At 34.6% G+C, this 17,619-nt stretch carries 15 protein-coding genes; 2 read left to right on the top strand and 13 right to left on the bottom strand.

The genetic code is table 11. From position 1 onward, the window contains the following. Positions 1 to 339: 339 nt before the first annotated feature. From lysS to pth, 12 genes are all read right to left on the bottom strand, one after another. Complete coding sequence (lysS, locus tag AC1RPW_RS01820) at positions 340 to 1,839, bottom strand: lysine--tRNA ligase (protein ID WP_481760847.1); 1,500 nt, start codon at positions 1,837 to 1,839, stop codon at positions 340 to 342. A 71-nt stretch (positions 1,840 to 1,910) separates the two neighbouring features. After that, complete coding sequence (dusB, locus tag AC1RPW_RS01815; RefSeq protein ID WP_481760848.1) at positions 1,911 to 2,921, bottom strand: tRNA dihydrouridine synthase DusB; 1,011 nt, start codon at positions 2,919 to 2,921, stop codon at positions 1,911 to 1,913. Between the two features lie 71 nt (positions 2,922 to 2,992). Then, entirely contained in the window at positions 2,993 to 3,877 is an 885-nt protein-coding gene (gene hslO, locus AC1RPW_RS01810; protein ID WP_481760849.1) for an Hsp33 family molecular chaperone HslO, read from the bottom strand. Positions 3,878 to 3,954: 77 nt separating this feature from the next. Beyond that, positions 3,955 to 6,033: an ATP-dependent zinc metalloprotease FtsH gene (ftsH, locus tag AC1RPW_RS01805; RefSeq protein ID WP_409021575.1), complete on the bottom strand. Its 2,079-nt coding sequence runs from the start codon at positions 6,031 to 6,033 to the stop codon at positions 3,955 to 3,957. Between the two features lie 93 nt (positions 6,034 to 6,126). After that, complete coding sequence (gene hpt / locus AC1RPW_RS01800) at positions 6,127 to 6,666, bottom strand: hypoxanthine phosphoribosyltransferase (protein WP_409021576.1); 540 nt, start codon at positions 6,664 to 6,666, stop codon at positions 6,127 to 6,129. Between the two features lie 5 nt (positions 6,667 to 6,671). Beyond that, positions 6,672 to 8,039, bottom strand: coding sequence for a tRNA lysidine(34) synthetase TilS (gene tilS / locus AC1RPW_RS01795; protein WP_481760850.1), 1,368 nt, complete (start codon positions 8,037 to 8,039; stop codon positions 6,672 to 6,674). Between the two features lie 76 nt (positions 8,040 to 8,115). Continuing rightward, positions 8,116 to 8,595 carry a S1 domain-containing RNA-binding protein gene (locus tag AC1RPW_RS01790; RefSeq protein WP_481760851.1) on the bottom strand — a complete coding sequence of 160 codons (480 nt, stop codon included), beginning with the start codon at positions 8,593 to 8,595 and terminating at the stop codon, positions 8,116 to 8,118. Between the two features lie 99 nt (positions 8,596 to 8,694). Beyond that, complete coding sequence (locus AC1RPW_RS01785) at positions 8,695 to 9,081, bottom strand: FtsB family cell division protein (protein ID WP_481760852.1); 387 nt, start codon at positions 9,079 to 9,081, stop codon at positions 8,695 to 8,697. Between the two features lie 44 nt (positions 9,082 to 9,125). Beyond that, complete coding sequence (locus tag AC1RPW_RS01780) at positions 9,126 to 9,392, bottom strand: RNA-binding S4 domain-containing protein (RefSeq protein ID WP_481760853.1); 267 nt, start codon at positions 9,390 to 9,392, stop codon at positions 9,126 to 9,128. A 17-nt stretch (positions 9,393 to 9,409) separates the two neighbouring features. Further along, complete coding sequence (locus AC1RPW_RS01775) at positions 9,410 to 10,978, bottom strand: putative polysaccharide biosynthesis protein (protein WP_481760854.1); 1,569 nt, start codon at positions 10,976 to 10,978, stop codon at positions 9,410 to 9,412. 21 nt (positions 10,979 to 10,999) lie between these two features. Continuing rightward, positions 11,000 to 14,521, bottom strand: coding sequence for a transcription-repair coupling factor (gene mfd / locus AC1RPW_RS01770; protein ID WP_481760855.1), 3,522 nt, complete (start codon positions 14,519 to 14,521; stop codon positions 11,000 to 11,002). 36 nt (positions 14,522 to 14,557) lie between these two features. Next, positions 14,558 to 15,121 carry an aminoacyl-tRNA hydrolase gene (gene pth, locus AC1RPW_RS01765; RefSeq protein WP_409021584.1) on the bottom strand — a complete coding sequence of 188 codons (564 nt, stop codon included), beginning with the start codon at positions 15,119 to 15,121 and terminating at the stop codon, positions 14,558 to 14,560. Between the two features lie 209 nt (positions 15,122 to 15,330). Here pth and AC1RPW_RS01760 point away from each other — a divergent pair, with 209 nt between their 5' ends. Together AC1RPW_RS01760 and cbpA are read left to right on the top strand one after the other, a co-directional pair. After that, the gene (locus AC1RPW_RS01760; protein WP_409021585.1) at positions 15,331 to 16,293 is read left to right on the top strand and encodes an L-lactate dehydrogenase; all 963 of its coding nucleotides are present in this window, start codon (positions 15,331 to 15,333) and stop codon (positions 16,291 to 16,293) included. A gap of 148 nt (positions 16,294 to 16,441) precedes the next feature. Beyond that, positions 16,442 to 17,077, top strand: coding sequence for a cyclic di-AMP binding protein CbpA (gene cbpA / locus AC1RPW_RS01755; RefSeq protein WP_409021586.1), 636 nt, complete (start codon positions 16,442 to 16,444; stop codon positions 17,075 to 17,077). A gap of 32 nt (positions 17,078 to 17,109) precedes the next feature. On the opposite strand, the gene AC1RPW_RS01750 is transcribed toward cbpA, so the two are convergent. Beyond that, complete coding sequence (locus AC1RPW_RS01750) at positions 17,110 to 17,610, bottom strand: QueT transporter family protein (RefSeq protein WP_481760856.1); 501 nt, start codon at positions 17,608 to 17,610, stop codon at positions 17,110 to 17,112. Positions 17,611 to 17,619: the final 9 nt, after the last annotated feature.

Below are 17,619 nucleotides of genomic sequence, written 5' to 3'. Positions count from 1 at the left end.
TGTTCAGTTTTCAAAGATCTACTTGGTTGCTTTTGACAACTTTTATATCATATCAAGGATTTCGTTAATTGTCAAGAACTTTTTTAATTAATTAACTGGTCACATTTGAATTAGTTGTTTACTACTGAAGCAACGTTTATTACTTTACCAAGAATAATCACCTTCGTCAAGCCTTTATTTAAATTAAATCTAAATCAATGAATGTAAACGTGTACATCGTGTTTTATTATTACTTTTACTGCTGAAATAAAAGTAAAAAAAGAGTATTGTCACATAGCGACAATACTCTCATATAATATTATTCATCAAAAATAATCCTATAAAATAATTTAAAAATATTTATTGATTATCATCTGGTCTCATAGTTGGAAATAATAACACATCTCTGATAGATTGTGCATCAGTCATTAACATAACCAACCTATCTATTCCAATTCCTAAACCACCTGTTGGTGGCATACCATATTCGAGTGCTTCAATGAAATCTTCATCGATTCCTTCCGCTTCATCGTTACCATCTTCACGTTCTTCAACTTGGGACTCAAATCGCTCTCTTTGATCAATGGGGTCATTTAACTCAGTAAATGCATTAGCATATTCTGTACCTAAAATATACATTTCAAAACGATCCGTAAATCTTGGATCATCTTCATTTTTCTTTGCTAAAGGCGAAATTTCTAAAGGATGTCCATAAACAAAAGTAGGATCAACAATTGTATCTTCAACAAATTTTTCGAAAAATTCATTAATGATATGGCCAACTTTCCAATATGTTTCATATTTAACATGATGTTCATCTGCCAATTTTTGTGCTTCTTCAACTGACATTTCTTTCCAAAAATCCACTCCAGTTACGGACTTAATAGCATCTACCATATGAACTCTTGCAAATTTTTTATTAAAATCTACTTTTTTTCCATCATATTCAATAATTCCGTCATTTGAAATTACATCTGCGACTGCTTTAAAAATGCCTTCAGTTTCATCCATTACATCATGGAAGTCATAGTATGCAACGTACGTTTCAAGCATTGTAAACTCAGGATTATGTTTTGTATCAATTCCTTCATTACGGAACACTCGACCAATTTCGTATACTTTTTCCATTCCACCAACGATAAGTCGTTTTAAATGTAATTCTAGTGCAATTCTCAAGTATAGTTCAATATCTAACGCATTATGATGTGTTGTAAATGGTTTAGCTGATGCTCCACCTGCTTGGTTATGCAGTACTGGCGTTTCAACCTCAATATATCCATTACCATCTAAATAACGTCTTACAGCTGAAATAATTTGACTACGTTTCATAAATCGATCAAAGCTTTCACGATTTGTGATTAAATCAAGATATCTTTGTCTATAGATTTGTTCTACATTTTGCAAACCATGAAATTTATCTGGTAATGGTCGTAATGCTTTTGATAGGAAAGTAACTTCTGTTGGGCGAATCGTTAATTCACCCATATCTGTTTTCATAACATCACCTGTTATACCAACAAAATCACCAATATCTGAACGTTTAAAGATATGATATGTATCTTCACCTACAACATCTTTACGGACATATAATTGTAAACGTCCATCTTTATCCTGAATATCAGCGAAACTCACTTTACCTTTACCACGTTTAGACATTAATCTACCTGCGATAGTAGCTTGGATATCCATACCATCAAGTTCTTCTTTAGTTAATGCATCATACTTATCATGTAATGCTTTAGTCATGTCTTTACGTTCAAAGCGGTGTCCAAATGGATCGACCCCTGCTTCGCGAAGTTCAACAACTTTTTCACGACGTACCTTTAATTGATCATTCATACTTTGTTCTTGCTTTACCATATTATATCCCTCACTTAATTACATATTTCACTTACTATCATGCCAATTAACCCAATAAAATGCAACTAATTCTATGCTTCTTTTTGCATTAATTTGAATTCACGTTCTTTTGTATCTTCTAAAAATTTATCAAATATCGTTATCATAGTAGCTTCTGAATTTGCTTCATTCAATGCTGCTTTAGCACGAGCTGAACGCGAAATACCTTTTAAGTAGTATGCTGCTTGACTTCTGAATTCTTTAGGTCCAATAACCTCACCCTTTATCTGGCAAAGTGCGTGCAAGTGTTCTTTAGCAACTAAAATTTTATCAGATGCTGAAGGTTCAGCAATGAGTTCACCTGTTTCAAGGTACGTTGCTGTCTGCCTAATCATCCACGGATTTCCTAATGCAGCACGGCCTATCATAACAGCGTCGGCACCGACTTCATCTAACATCTTCTTTGCATCTTGTGGCGTTTTAATATCACCATTACCCATAAAAGGAATTGTTTTTAAATTACTTTTAACTTCATGTAAAATATTCCAATCTGCTTTACCATTATACAACTGGAAACGTGTTCTTCCGTGCATTGCAAGTGCAGCTGCACCACCTTGTTCAGCAGCTAAGGCATTTTCAACTGCTAAAATATGATCTTCGTCCCAGCCTGTTCTCATTTTAACTGTTACCGGAATTGACAGCTCATTAGTAACCGCATCAACCATTTCGTATACTTTATCTGGATCAAGCAACCAACGTGCGCCTGCGTCTGTTTTTGTTACTTTAGGTACAGGGCAACCCATATTAATATCGACTATGTCGGCTGACGTGTGTTCTTCAACAAACTTAGCAGCAGCAACCAATGTTTCCTTATCTCCGCCAAAAATTTGAACGCTAACTGGATGTTCTCTTGGATCTACAAACAACATGCTCAACGTTTTTTTATTTCTAAATTGGATTCCTTTATCAGAAATCATTTCACAAACTACTAATCCAGCACCAAAATCCTTACAAATCATTCTGAATGCCGCATTTGTTACACCTGCCATAGGTGCAACAACTACTTGATTAGGAATTAATATATCGCCAATTTTCCATTCCATTCTATTCACCTCATCGTTTTTTACACTTACTATTGTTTAGTATCATAACACAAATCATATATTGATAAAATTTATTTAGCTGAACCCTCTAATAATTTCATTAATTCATTTTCAGAATATTGATATCGATTTCCACAAAAACGACAAACAGCTTCGGCACCATGATCCAATTCGATCATTTCAGTGATATCGCTTTTTGGCAAACTAGCTAATGAACCGTAAAATTTATCTTTTGAACAATCACATTCGAACGCAACTGGCATTGTATCCAAGATATTAACATTTTCTTTACCAAACATCAGATATATAATATCTTCTGGCGTTTTACCATCTCTTAGCAATTCTGAAATCATAGGCATTTCTGCTAATTTTTTTTCTAAATTATCGATAACTTCATCAGTTGCGCCAGGCATTACTTGAATCATAAACCCACCGGCCACTTCGATTGTATTGTCCGTGTTCACAAATACAGATAATCCAACTGATGATGGAATCTGCTCTGATTTAGCTAAATAGTAAGTAAAGTCTTCGCCAAGTTCACCTGAAACCAATGGGACTTGTCCCGTAAACGGTTCCTTCATACCCATATCTTTTGTTACTGCCATTGATCCAGTTGTTCCAACGGCACCTTTAACATCAATTTTATTTTTTTCATTTAATGGTAAATGAACGTGGGGTTCACTCAGATATCCTTTAACTGTTCCATCAGCGTTACCATCAATTACGATAGCACCAACTGGCCCATCACCATTAATTTTAACGGTCATTTTTTCATCGGCTGACAATGTAGATGTACTTAGTAATAATGTTCCTATTAGGCTCCGCCCAAGTGCAGCTGATGCTGCGCTCCATGTGTCATGTCTCCTTTGTGCTTCAGCAACCGTATTTGTCGCAGTAACAGCATATACTCTTAATTTACCGTCAAAGGCCAAACTTTTTACAAGATAATCTTTCATTCGTTTTCTCCTTAAATAATTCATTTTAGACCAACAAGAACTCCGATAGATAATCCATCGGAGTTCTTAAGTAACGATTATTTATCGTCTTTATTCACTTTGGGGTAAAAAACAACCGTTTTAGATAAATCAACTTCATCTGTTTCTTCAGCTATTTTTTTTGCATCTTTACGTTCTAATTCTTTTTTTGTTGCTTCAAAAGAACCATCTTTTTCACTCGGAAATTCATTTGCATCGTCTTTTTCTGGCATTTTGCCATCTTCGAACAAGCTTAAAATTTCTTTTTCATCAAGTGTTTCAAATTCTAATAACTTATCAGCAATCAATTTATGCTGTTCTCTATGTGCTTCAATAATTTCTTTAGCAAGTTTCATACCTTCTTCAGATAGACGACGAACCTCAGAATCAATAATGTCAGCCGTATTGCTTGAGTAAGCAGCACTTGGTTGACCTGAACCACCAGCGAACATTTGGCTATTGCCTTCTAATTGAACAGGTCCGAGTTTTTCACTCATTCCATATTCAGTAACCATTGAGCGAGCCATTTGTGTTGCTTGTTGGAAATCGTTTGATGCGCCTGAAGATTGTTCATTGTAAACAATTTCTTCAGCTGCACGTCCACCCATTAATCCAGCAATTTGTTCACTCATATCTTTTTTAGACAATAACATTTGATCTTCTTTTGGTAACATGATTGCGTAACCGCCAGCACGACCTCGAGGGACAATTGTTACTTTGTGAACAACTCTAGCATCATTTAGGACTAATCCAACAATTGTATGTCCGGCTTCATGGAATGCAACTGTTTGACGTTCTTTTTCATTAATCGTACGATCACGTTTTGCTGGTCCCGCAATAACACGATCCTCAGCTTCATCCATATCGCTTGCATCAATTTTTGATTTATTACGACGAGCAGCTAATAATGCAGCTTCATTTAAAAGATTTTCTAAATCAGCACCAACAAATCCAGGTGTCTGCTTAGCAATAACTTTTAAATCAACATCAGATGCTAACGGTTTGTTTTTTGCATGAACATTAAGAATAGCCTCACGACCCTTAACATCTGGGCGACCTACTAAAACTTTACGATCAAAACGACCAGGACGTAAAAGTGCTGGATCCAGAACATCCGAACGGTTAGTAGCTGCAATTACAATCACACCTTCTGTACCCGTAAATCCATCCATTTCAACAAGTAATTGGTTCAATGTTTGTTCACGTTCATCATTACCGCCACCTGTACCAGAGCCACGACGACGTCCGACAGCATCAATTTCATCAATAAAGATAATTGATGGTGCAGTTTTCTTAGCATTTTCGAACAAATCACGTACACGACTTGCCCCAACACCGACAAACATTTCTACGAAATCAGAACCGGAAATTGAATAAAATGGTACTTCAGCTTCACCAGCTACTGCTTTTGCGAGTAAAGTTTTACCAGTACCAGGAGGTCCCTCTAGGAGAACACCTGATGGGATTCGAGCGCCTAAATCAGCAAATTTGCGTGGTGATTTTAAGAATTCAACAACTTCAACAAGTTCTTGCTTTTCTTCTTCTGCACCGGCAACATCAGCAAAACGAACTTTATTATCTTTTTTCTCGGAAGGTTTTGTTTTTGATTTACCAAAGTTCATCACCTTACCGCCACCACCGCCACCTTGTCCTGCTTGTCCCATCATAAGATAGAAAAAGCCGACCATTAATACAAGTGGAATAACCGTAATTGCTAATTGCAACCAGATACTATCTGATTGTTCTTCTTTTGTATCCATTTTTGTCTTTGTTGCTTCAGATGATTTCAAAATTTGTGCCATATTTGAATCATTTTGAATAACTGTTGACGTAAAGTTTTTAACTTTTGTTGTTTTCTTTGAAGCTGGAATTAATGAGAACCCAGTATCCTTGCTCTTTTCTGTTTGAGCTTTCTTATAAGTCCCTGTTATTTTGTAGACACCACCTGATGGTTGAATATCAAATGATTTCACTTGGTTTGATTGTAATTTTGAGACAAATTCACTTGATTGAATTTCTTGTGTTTCCGTTTTGCTGTTTCCATCAAAAAAGAAGTACATTACACCCATTATCCCAAGCATGATAACTATGTAAAATAAACTATTTTTAAAAAGTCCATTTTTAGGATTGTTTTTCATATCTACTCTCCTGCCCGTTTTTCTTTATTTTTATTTCAACTATCGTTTGAATAGGATACACTATATCACAATTGACATTCTTTGACCATTATTTTACTCTGTATAAATTTCAGGTTTCAAGACGCCAATATATGGTAAGTTCCTATATTTTTCAGCATAATCTAATCCATAACCAACTACAAATTCATTTGGAACTTCAAATCCTGCATAATCAACGTTAACAGTCACTTTACGACCTTCTGGTTTGTCCAACAACGAACAAACCTTAACAGATTTTACATTTCTATTGTTAAACAGATCGATTAAGTAAGCTAAAGTTTGTCCTGTATCCACGATATCTTCAACAATAATCACATCTCTGCCTTTAACATCAATATCTAAATCTTTGATAATCTTAATCTCACCAGTTGATACGGTACCATCCCCATAGCTCGAAACATTCATAAAATCAACTTCTGCATAATCTGCAACATTTTTAGCAATGTCAGCCATAAAAAGATAGGCGCCCTTTAATATACAAACAAGCAATGGATTTTTGCCTTGATAATCAGCGGTAATCTGTTTTCCTAATCGCCGAGTAACATCTTGAATTTCTTGCTCACTGTAAAGAACTTTTTTGATATCTTCATCCATACACTTTAGCCTCTTCCCTGACCTTGTTTTTTTAAAACGATTATGTCTTGTATTTTATCAGTTTCAACGGTGTCTGACAATTGAGATTTTTTATAATTTATTAACCAAATGATTCGCTTAGTATTAGTTTCTAATACCCAAGCCTGATTACGGTCATTACTACTTATTTTTTGATCAATAAATATTTTTTTTATTTTTTGTTTTGCACTATTTCCTATGTCGATATAATCGCCTGGCAACCGATGTCTCAAGCTAAGCCCCTCTTCAACAATAGAGTGATCAACCATCATATAATCTTTTATAGTTACTTCATCTAGATTAATCTCTTCAGCTTTAAATACGCCAATTTTTTCATTATTATTTAAATTAACCCATGAATTCATACCGAGTATTATTTTTTCAGAAGTACTTTCAATTATTTTCTCTTTTTGAATGAAATCCATGTACTCATATTTTTTAACAAATAATTGATCATCACCTAAATTAAGTTCACCCTGTGGTTTTTTTTCATTCAGCAGTAACTGGCTAATTTGCTGTATTTGGTCTTCTTTTAAGAAAACACCATGTTCTTCAGCGATTTTTTTCAATATCGGCTTTTGCCACCTTGTTTCCAACGTGGTCCACATTTTTATTTTAAATCCTGAAGCATATTTGATTTCTTTTATTTTTTCACTAATTGCTTCATCTGCTAAATCTAATAGGTTCGTTAACTGATCTGCATAACTTTGTGCATGCTTAATTACTTGTTTATTATTTTCAAGCATTTTCGGTATAATTTCTTTTCTAACTCGATTTCTAAAAAAATCACTTAATTGATTCGTTTCATCTTCAAAAAAAACAATGTTTTCATGCTTTGCGTACTGCCGAATAGCCTGTTTTGTGAACAAAAGTAACGGTCTAACTAACATCCCTGGTCCAAATGATCTAGTTTGACTGATACCCGTTAACTGTCTGATATCTCCGCCACGAATTCCTTTCATAACAAGTGTTTCGAGCTGGTCATCTGCTTGATGCGCTGTCATTAACGTTGCATAAGTTTCTGATACCATTATTTGCTCAAAAAAATCATATCTCATTTTGCGCGCTGCATTTTCAATACCATTTAATCCATGTTCATGTACTGGCCAAACTTTTTTATATAATTTAAATTGATGATCTAGACAATACTTTTCGATGAACTCAGTTTCAATACGGCTCTGCTCTCTTAATTGATGGTCAATGTAGGCAACGCCTATCTCAGGCCGGATTTCATCTGGTAATCGTTGCAACAAATCCATGAGGACCATTGAATCAACACCTGTTGAAACAGCAACCAGAATTTTTTCAGGACTACCAAGTAGCCGATATTGAGCCTCAAATCTTGTATTCAGCAAAACTTTTCTCCTTTTTTCATTAAAAAAAGAGTGGTTTAAAATTTTCATTTCAACCACTCATCTTTAAAATTCGTTATTAATTACGTCGGCCACCACGGCCACCGCGCTTACCTTCAGTACTTCTCTTTAATGAAACTAACCGATCTTCACTATCTTTCAAAAAGCCTGACAACAATGAATCGAAGTCATCTTTTTGAGGTTCAACTTTTTTAGTCTGATAGCGATTCTTACCACCATTTGATGGACGAGAACCAGTCGATGCGCGAGTATCTTTATTAAATGTTTTCTGTGGACGAGATTTTGTTTCTGTTACTTGAGGCTTATCAACAGCTTTTCGTATTGATAAACTTATCTTACCATCGTCGCCAATGGATAAAACTTTAACTGTGACTTCATCCCCAACAGTTAGTGCATCATGAATATCTTTGATGAATCCATCAGAAACTTCACTAATATGTACTAATCCTGTTTTTCTGTCACCCAAATCAATAAATGCACCGAAATTTGTAATTCCTGAAACTTTACCTGAAACTTTCTCTCCGACTTCAATAGACATAAAAAAGTTGTTCCTCCTTAGATATATATACCATACTAGTATACCACGCTATAAACCTTGATACAAAGTTAAATCACGGGTAATTCTATCCCTGATTGATTAGTTTTTTAAATTTGCTTTATCACTAGGAAAACTATAGACAGTTTCACCTTTTTTAGAGAAATAATATTTTTCACGAATTAATTTTAATAAATAATCGTTATCATTTAATTGTTTAATTTGAAATTTAAGATCTTTTTGATTTGCTTTAGCTTTTTTTAATTTCGTTTGTTCAACTGCTGTTTCTTGCTTATAATGTGCAACCTTAAGCTTGGTTGAAATTAACTGTACGCTAAAGAAAATGATTATAATTATTAAAACAGCTCCTAATCCAATCATACGGCGGCGGTGAATAGTTACCAATCGTTGATCTTTTTTTCTTTCTGTTTTATTAGCTTTCATAAAATCATTATCTAAAAATTTAATTTTCGATTTATTATCGGCCATCTTGTCTCCTAACCCAATAAAGGACTCCAATTAAAAATCGATAATTATCGACTTTCTTCTGTATAAACTTCAGAAACAACTTCATATAAATCAATTGATTCTGCTTTTTTCGTTGTTTCTTTAAGCGCCATAACTCGAACAGTCAGCGTTTTATTACCAAATTGGATTGTTAACTCATCCCCAACAACAACATCTGTTGAAGATTTTGCCATTTTATCATTAATCATAATTCGACCCTTATCTGCAATTTCTTTTGCAACTGTACGACGTTTAATAATACGTGACACTTTTAAAAATTTATCTAATCTCATTAGTTAATCCCCTTTATTTATCTTATAAATTTTTTTAAAATACGTTTTCCAAATGGAAAGCTTAGCCATTCTCGAATCGAAAATAATTCCCATTTAACTGCTAAACCACCAAATATTCCAGCACCAATAGATCCAGAAACGAGCGCTATAATGCCACTCAACAATCGCTTGTCATTCGTCCAATTAATTAACTGATTATCTAATAAATAAACCACAATTCCCATAATTACACAAATTAAAGTTAATTTCATCATAAATTTGGGATCAATTAGTAACTGTCTAATCTCACTGGGTGACATAACCCACATGGCAATTAATACAAGTAATAAACTTAAGATTGTCGCAATACTTGCTCCAACTGTTCCTAATATAGAAACTAGGTAAAAATTAATACTCATTTTAAGTAACAATCCGATAATCAAAGCAATGACTGACGTACGATACAATCCCAGACTCTGTAGGACGCTGTTGTATGTTCCAATAACTGCTGCTAAGAAAATACTAAACATATAAACCGATAATGTACCATTTTGAAGTTGATCCCCAAATAAAGATTGGTTAACAAGTGGCATAACAGCAATCAGTCCGATGGTTGCCGCCATCGATAACGCCACCGTTATGTGCACTAACATCCCAGCATATCGTTGAAAATCCTTTTTTCGGTTTTCACGACGGGCCGAAGCCAGAGATGGCAATAACATCGAAGAGAACCCAACAGAAATAACTAGTCCAAGTTGTACTAAAGGCTGTGCACGGTCATAGACTCCTTTTAACGATTTTGCAATATTATTTGAATAACCAAAGTGCACTAATCCGTTTTTCACTGTGAATGAATCAACTAATTGTAATAGCACCATCATTGCTGCAAATAGACAGATGATAAGACCCTCCGAAAATAATTTTTTAGAGGTTATCAGTAATCTTTGCCAGTTTGTTTGAAGCCTAGTCTTCCTAAATTCAACCCTGTAAAAGTGAATAAAAGAAACACTTGCGCCAATAGCACCAATAGTTGCCCCAAACATTGCCCATGCTCCCATCGAATATAATGACATATTATTTTCAACCGCAATGTATGCCGCTAAAATAATGAGTCCAACACGTAATAGTTGTTCAACAACTTGGGAGACAGCAGTTTTGTTCATTTCAAAAATACCTTGATAATAACCACGTCCCACTGCTAAAACAGGTAAAAATAAGAACATAAATGAAACACTTTTAATTAAGCCTGCTAACTGTCCATCACCCATAGCTGTCGCAATCCATGAAGCTCCTAATTGTAAGCCAGAAAAGATAACTAAACTAAATATACTTAAAACAATAAATATATCATGAGACAATTTTATTTTATCTTCTTTCGAAGGCTCTTCAGCAATTAACTTACTAATGTAGACGGGAAATCCAGTCAAAGCAAAAGTCATCCCTATCCCATAAATAGGATAAACTTGCTGATAAATATAGAAGCCCGTATCTCCGACTAAATTTTGGAATGGCACTCGGTAAATGGCACTCAAAATCTTGGCAATTAGTGAGGCAATCGATAGAATCATTGCACCACGCATTAAATGTCTAAGTTGCTTATTTCCCATATCATTTCGATTCCTTTTTTATTAGTTAGCTGCAGTCACTGACCCAACGGATTCGCTTAACGCTTGAATAAAGTTTTGTAATTCAATCAACCAGTCAGTCTCAGTCATCTTAGGTTGAATCACTAAAATCACACGCATTTGTTTGCCCTGAGTTTTTAATGACGCTTTTAATTTTGTTGCTGATAATGCCATGAAAATTGCTTCCGTACCCAGCAATGTCGTTCCTTTTTCTGAAACAGAAACAATTAACTGGTCTTTATCTTTTTTAATTTTATCAACTAATGCCTTATCGGCAAATAATTTAAGTAAGCCAATTTCCATTAAGTTATTCACTTCAGTTGGAAATTCGCCGAAACGATCAATTAAATCACCTTGTACTTCCAAATATTGATCATAATTATCAAGCTGTCGAATACGTTTATAAATTTCAATTTTTTGACGCTGATCATCAATGTAAGATGATGGTAAATAAGCTTCAATATTAATGTCAATTTCAGAATCTGATTTAGGCTCAGCTTTTTTACCTTGTTTTTTATTCACAGCTTCTGTCAACATCTGTGTATATAAATCATATCCAACAGAATCAATGAAACCATGTTGTTGTCGGCCCAATAGATTTCCTGCTCCACGAATAGATAAATCTCGCATAGCAATTTTAAATCCAGAACCCAATTCGGTGAAGTCTTTGATTGCTTCTAAGCGTTTTTCGCTCACTTCAGTCAAAACCTTATTAGGTTTATACATAAAGTAGGCATACGCAATTCGACTACTACGACCAACACGACCACGTAACTGGTAAAGTTGCGCCAATCCCATGTGGTCAGCATTTTCGACAAATAATGTATTAGCATTAGAAATATCTACGCCCGTTTCAATAATTGTCGTTGTTACCAACACATCATAGACACCTTGAATGAAATCATACAAGACATTTTCTAATTGATTTTCAGTCATTTGACCATGGATATACGCGACACTAGCTTCAGGAACCATAATCTCAATTTCTGAAACTACTTTTTCAATATCTTCAACTCGATTATGCAAATAAAAAACTTGTCCACCACGTTGAAGTTCACGTTGTATTCCATCTCGAATAGTTCCACCATTTTGTTCCATTACATAAGTTTGAATTGGGTAACGGTTCAATGGTGCCGTTTCAATTACTGATAAATCGCGAACCCCAAGCATCGACATATTAAGTGTCCTTGGGATTGGCGTTGCCGTTAACGTTAAGACGTCCACTTGTGACTTAAACTCTTTGAGTCGTTCTTTATGTTTCACACCAAACCGTTGCTCTTCATCAACAATTAACAATCCTAAATCAGCAAATTGAATATCTTTCGATAAAATTCGATGTGTCCCAACGACAATATCTAATGCACCACTAGCCATTTTATCAGTTGTTTCTTTAAGTTGTTTCTTTGTTCTAAAACGAGATAAAATCCCAATTTCAACTGGAAATCCTTCGAATCGATTAATCATTGTTTCGTAATGTTGTTGCGCTAACACCGTTGTAGGCACTAATAAAGCAACCTGTTTATTATCTTGAATGGCTTTAAAAGCGGCACGTAACGCGACTTCTGTTTTCCCAAAACCTACATCACCAATCAATAAACGATCCATTGGTTTCTTTTGTTCCATATCGTGCTTAATTTCATTTGAACTTCTAATTTGATCTTCAGTTTCAGAGTATGGAAATGCATTTTCAAATTCCATCTGATAATCGTTGTCCTTTGAAAATTGAAATCCAACTTCTGCTTCACGTTCAGCATACAATGCAACTAAATCATCAGCAATATCTTCAATTTTAGCAGCAACTTTATTTTTCGTTTTGGTCCATTCAGTACCACCCAATTTGTTAATTCTAGGTGACTTAGATTCAGAAGAAACATACTTTTGAACCATGTTTAATTGGGTTACTGGAATAAATAATTTAGCTTCATCCCGATAAGAAATTGTCATATAATCTTGATGTTTACCATCGACTTCTAATGTTTCCATTCCAATAAACTGTCCAATACCATGATTAACATGGACCACATAGTCTCCTGGTTTCAAATCTTGATAACTTTTAAGGCGTTCTGCATTCGCTAATGTTTGGCGTTTTGGACGTTTTTTAGTGACTTTGTTAAACATTTCATGTTCTGTCACAACAACTAAGTTTGCCATTGGCAATTCAAATCCAGCTTGTAAGTTACCTTCTACTACCTGAACTTTTCCTAACTGTAGGCTATCCAAAGTCGTCATGATAGAAGGAATCTCAAAATCATCCAAGGTTTGTGAGACTTTATCAAGTCGCTCTTTATCTTGAACCATAACAATAATAGTCTGTTTCTTTTTTAACCAACGATCCATTTCTGTTTTAAGTAATGGCATTTGGCTAAAAAATTGTTGCATGGCATGTCCTGGTACATCAATCAATTGATTAAATTTGAGGTGACCCATTCCTTTTTGAAAATGAGCCAGAAATAATTCAGCATGCGATTCATTTTTCAATAAATCTCGTAATTCAAATCCAAAAACACTTGTAGACAAAACTTGATGTGTTTTTAACTTATCTGCCATCCAGTTATCTTCATCTAGTTTAAGCGTCTTTTCAGCTTCTAATAATCTCGGATAATCGTCCATTACAATTAAACCATTGCTACCCAAGTAATCTAACAGACTTGTTTTACCTTGATAAATAATATCGCTAAATAATAAATGTTCCGGAGCTAAGCGTCCTTTTTCAAAATCACTCATAAGCGGCATAATATTTGATTCTAATCGCTCTTGATCATCATTATCTAATCGCTTATATTCAACACCATACGCTTTTTTTAATGTTTGACTAGCTTCCAATAGCATAGCGTCAGTCGCAATAAAATCTGTCGCGGGTATAATTTGAATCTGGTCCACATTCTCTAAGCTTCGTTGATTAGTCACATCAAAATAACGTAATGAATCTATTTCCGTATCAAATAAATCTAGTCTAATTGGGTTTTCTACGGTCAATGGGTAAATATCCAAGATAGAACCACGTACAGCAAAATCCCCAGGACGTTCAACCAACTTTTGACGTTGATAGCCCATCGTAAAGAGTTGAGTTTCCGTGGCTTTCAAATCAATATCTTTTCCAACAGCTAAGTTTAATGTTGCTTGTTTCCACGTTGAAACAGGTGCTAGAAAACGTCGTAACCCCGAGATTGATGTTACAACAATCTTTGGTGTTCCTTCTAATAGAGCCTGAAGCGTTTGGACACGTTCACTTTTAGATTCTGGTGAACTTGTTGCCAGTTCTGCAGCTAATAATTCTTCAACTGGGAATGTAAGCACATCTTCTTCATTAATAAAGTTAGTTAAATCTTCATTTAATTGTGTTGCATGAAATAAATTATCTGTCACAACCAACATAGATTTTTTTTTATCTTTAAAAATAGTAGCTAACATCAATGTTTTAGCTGAACCCGTTAGTCCAGTTAACAATTGTCTTGTATTAGGTTCAATATTTGTTAGCCAGTTATCTACACCAGGAACAGTCTGCATCATTGCTTCTAAATTCATTATTCTACCCTTTACCCTTTTCTAAACAGCTTTTTCTTATTTATGGTTATACTTGTTCATCGTATTCATAAAATCATCTGTTTCCAACCAATCCTCAATTGCTAAAGTTGCTGTATTGATTGCATCACCTAAGTCTTTTTCTTGGTTTTTAGAAAATTTCGTTAATACCCAATCTACGACAGAAACTTTGTCTGGATGGTCAATACCAATTTTAATACGTTTAAATTCCTGTGTTCCTGTATGTGCGATAATGCTTTTCAAACCATTATGTCCGCCTGCTGATCCTTTTTGACGTAATCGAATCCGACCAACTTCTAAATCAAGATCATCGTTCACAATAAGGATGTCTGAAACATCAATTTTATAGAAATCCATCAACGGTCTAACAGCTCGACCTGAATCATTCATATAAGTAGATGGTTTAACTAAGACAATTTTTTCACCATTTAAATTAAACGATGCCACTTGCGCTTCATACTTGCTAGATCCAAAATCGGCATTATGTTGTTTTGCAAATACATCTACTGTAGCGAATCCGACATTGTGTCTTGTTCCATCATACTTTTGCCCAATATTTCCTAAACCGACTATCATTTTCATTTTAATTTCTCCTTTAAATAAACGCAAACATCTGGGCAAGTTTATTCAACTTACCCAGCATTTCGACCCTATTCTTTTCTTTCAACTATTATACCATACTCGATTTATGAAAATTTTGTGAAAGAACTCTCTCATCTAGTATGTTTTTTCACAAACAAACATGTTATAATTATTCAGTAATAATTATAGCTCTGAAAGGATGAATTATTTTGACAAAAACAGAAAATCATCAAAAAGTTATCTTAGTCGGCGATGGCGCCGTAGGTTCTAGTTACGCATTCGCAATGACACTCCAAGGTGTCGGCGAAGAATTCGGTATCATCGATGTTGCGAAAGATCGCACTGTCGGAGATGCTTTAGATTTAGAAGATGCAACACCATTCGCATTTCCTAAACGTATCTACTCAGCAGAATACTCTGACTGTGAAGATGCAGATCTTGTCGTTATCACTGCTGGTGCTCCACAAAAACCAGGTGAAACACGCCTTGACCTTGTAAACAAAAACTTAAACATCTTGAAAAGTATCGTATCTCCAATCGTTGAATCTGGATTTAAAGGTATTTTCTTAGTTGCTGCTAACCCAGTTGATATTTTAACTTACGCAACAATGAAATTCTCTGGTTTCCCTAAAGATCGTGTTATTGGTTCAGGTACTTCACTTGATACTTCACGTTTACGTGTTGCTTTAAGCAAATTAACTGACATTACAGATCCTCGTTCAATCCATGCTTACATGATGGGCGAACATGGCGATACAGAATTTGCTGCTTACTCAGCTGCAACTGTTGGTGGTCTTCCATTCTTAGATTGGGCAAAAGCTAACAACATTTCTGATGACCAACTTGCTAAAATTGAAGATGACGTTCGTAACAAAGCTTACGAAATTATCAACAAAAAAGGCGCAACATTCTACGGTATTGGTACAGCATTAGCTCGTCTTTCAAAAGCAATTTTGCGTGACGAAAATGCCGTATTACCTGTTAGTGCATACATGGACGGACAATATGGTTTGAACGATATTTATATCGGTACACCAGGTGTTGTTAATGGCCAAGGTCTTGCACAAATCATCGAAGTACCTTTAAGTGATGTTGAATCTAAACGTATGACTGATTCAGCTGCTACTTTGAAACAAGTATTAAATGATGGTCTTAAAGCATTAGGTGAATAATTTTTAATTATTTTCCAAAAAAGGAACGGAAGACATTCTTCCGTTCCTTTTTTAATACAATTTTAATAGTCAAATTACTGTTAAAAAGCTTTTTTTATGGTATTATAAAAATGTAAATGAGAAAAATTTAATATTTGGAGGCGCCTATATGTTATTAAATACTTTAGTTAAACCATTAAAAGAACTAACAACCGTCCGTGAAAGTGTCACACTTGAAGAAGCACTTACGGTCCTAGAAAATTCTGGATTCCGTTGTGTGCCAATCTTAGATGAAACGGGTCAAATTTTCCGTGGTAATATTTATAAAATGCATATTTATCGTCATAAATCACAGGGTGGCGATATGTCACTTCCTGTTACTTATCTTCTTAAAAATGCGACTAAGTTTATTTCATCTGATTCAGCTTTCTTCAACGTTTTCTTTTCAATTAAAGACTTACCTTATATTGCTGTTTTAAATGAAAACAACTATTTTGAGGGTATTTTAACACATACACGTCTTCTAGATATGTTGTCTCAATCATGGAATTTTGATGTTGGTAGTTATGTCTTAACTGTTATTTCAGCTGGCGAACGTGGTGATTTAGTTGATATGGCTAAAATCATTACAAAATATTCATCAATTGCTAGTTGTATGACTTTAGATGTTAAAGAAGGCGAATTATTACGCCGAACATTATTCACATTACCAGCTGGTGTAAACCAAGAAAAAGTTGATAAAATTGTTGATAACTTAGGACGTAAAGAATTTATTGTTTCTGAAATTGAAGATTTACGTAGTTAGACAAAAAAACAGACCCTTTCGGGTCTGTTTTTTTAATGCATTCTTTTATCAAAGTGAATAGCACGATCTAAAACGAGCATTATTGGTGCTGTAATTGTCATTATTACAAATTCAGATAATGCTGTTGTACCGTAAGTAGGCCAGAACGGTAAGCTCGCTGTAATGTTCAACATAATAGCGATTAAAAACATGGTAAATGAGAAAACCATAATATTTAAAAGCATTTTTTGCCACATTTTCTTAAACTTAGGACTAACAAAAATCACAATTAAAAGACCCATGATTGTTTGTACGCCCCCAAAAAGAACATCTAACGGACTGCTGTAAAAGAGATTAAATAAGATAACCCCTAATGAAACACCCCAGATATATTTCTTATTGAAAAGTACTAAGTGATTCAATCCTTCTGATAGTCGAAATTGAATAGCACCACTAGCCATGTTCACCATTCCTGGAACAACTGCCAATACGATATAAAGTGCAGCGATTAAACCATTAATGATTACCTGGTTTACACGATTATTTTTTGTCATTATTAATAG

Source organism: Dellaglioa sp. CoH-55-MRSF-8, from assembly GCF_056782195.1.
The sequence above is the reverse complement of the archived record's forward strand: the minus strand, read 5'-3'. Positions and strand labels throughout refer to the sequence as shown.

What these genes read in the sequence shown, in the direction of transcription:
- lysS (WP_481760847.1), bottom strand. Translation starts at nt 1,839, where the DNA reads ATGGTAAAGCAAGAACAAAGTATGAATGATCAATTAAAGGTACGTCGT.
- dusB (WP_481760848.1), bottom strand. Translation starts at nt 2,921, where the DNA reads ATGGAATGGAAAATTGGCGATATATTAATTCCTAATCAAGTAGTTGTT.
- hslO (WP_481760849.1), bottom strand. Translation starts at nt 3,877, where the DNA reads ATGAAAGATTATCTTGTAAAAAGTTTGGCCTTTGACGGTAAATTAAGA.
- ftsH (WP_409021575.1), bottom strand. Translation starts at nt 6,033, where the DNA reads ATGAAAAACAATCCTAAAAATGGACTTTTTAAAAATAGTTTATTTTAC.
- hpt (WP_409021576.1), bottom strand. Translation starts at nt 6,666, where the DNA reads ATGGATGAAGATATCAAAAAAGTTCTTTACAGTGAGCAAGAAATTCAA.
- AC1RPW_RS01790 (WP_481760851.1), bottom strand. Translation starts at nt 8,595, where the DNA reads ATGTCTATTGAAGTCGGAGAGAAAGTTTCAGGTAAAGTTTCAGGAATT.
- AC1RPW_RS01785 (WP_481760852.1), bottom strand. Translation starts at nt 9,081, where the DNA reads ATGGCCGATAATAAATCGAAAATTAAATTTTTAGATAATGATTTTATG.
- AC1RPW_RS01780 (WP_481760853.1), bottom strand. Translation starts at nt 9,392, where the DNA reads ATGAGATTAGATAAATTTTTAAAAGTGTCACGTATTATTAAACGTCGT.
- AC1RPW_RS01775 (WP_481760854.1), bottom strand. Translation starts at nt 10,978, where the DNA reads ATGGGAAATAAGCAACTTAGACATTTAATGCGTGGTGCAATGATTCTA.
- mfd (WP_481760855.1), bottom strand. Translation starts at nt 14,521, where the DNA reads ATGAATTTAGAAGCAATGATGCAGACTGTTCCTGGTGTAGATAACTGG.
- pth (WP_409021584.1), bottom strand. Translation starts at nt 15,121, where the DNA reads ATGAAAATGATAGTCGGTTTAGGAAATATTGGGCAAAAGTATGATGGA.
- cbpA (WP_409021586.1), top strand. Translation starts at nt 16,442, where the DNA reads ATGTTATTAAATACTTTAGTTAAACCATTAAAAGAACTAACAACCGTC.
- AC1RPW_RS01750 (WP_481760856.1), bottom strand. Translation starts at nt 17,610, where the DNA reads ATGACAAAAAATAATCGTGTAAACCAGGTAATCATTAATGGTTTAATC.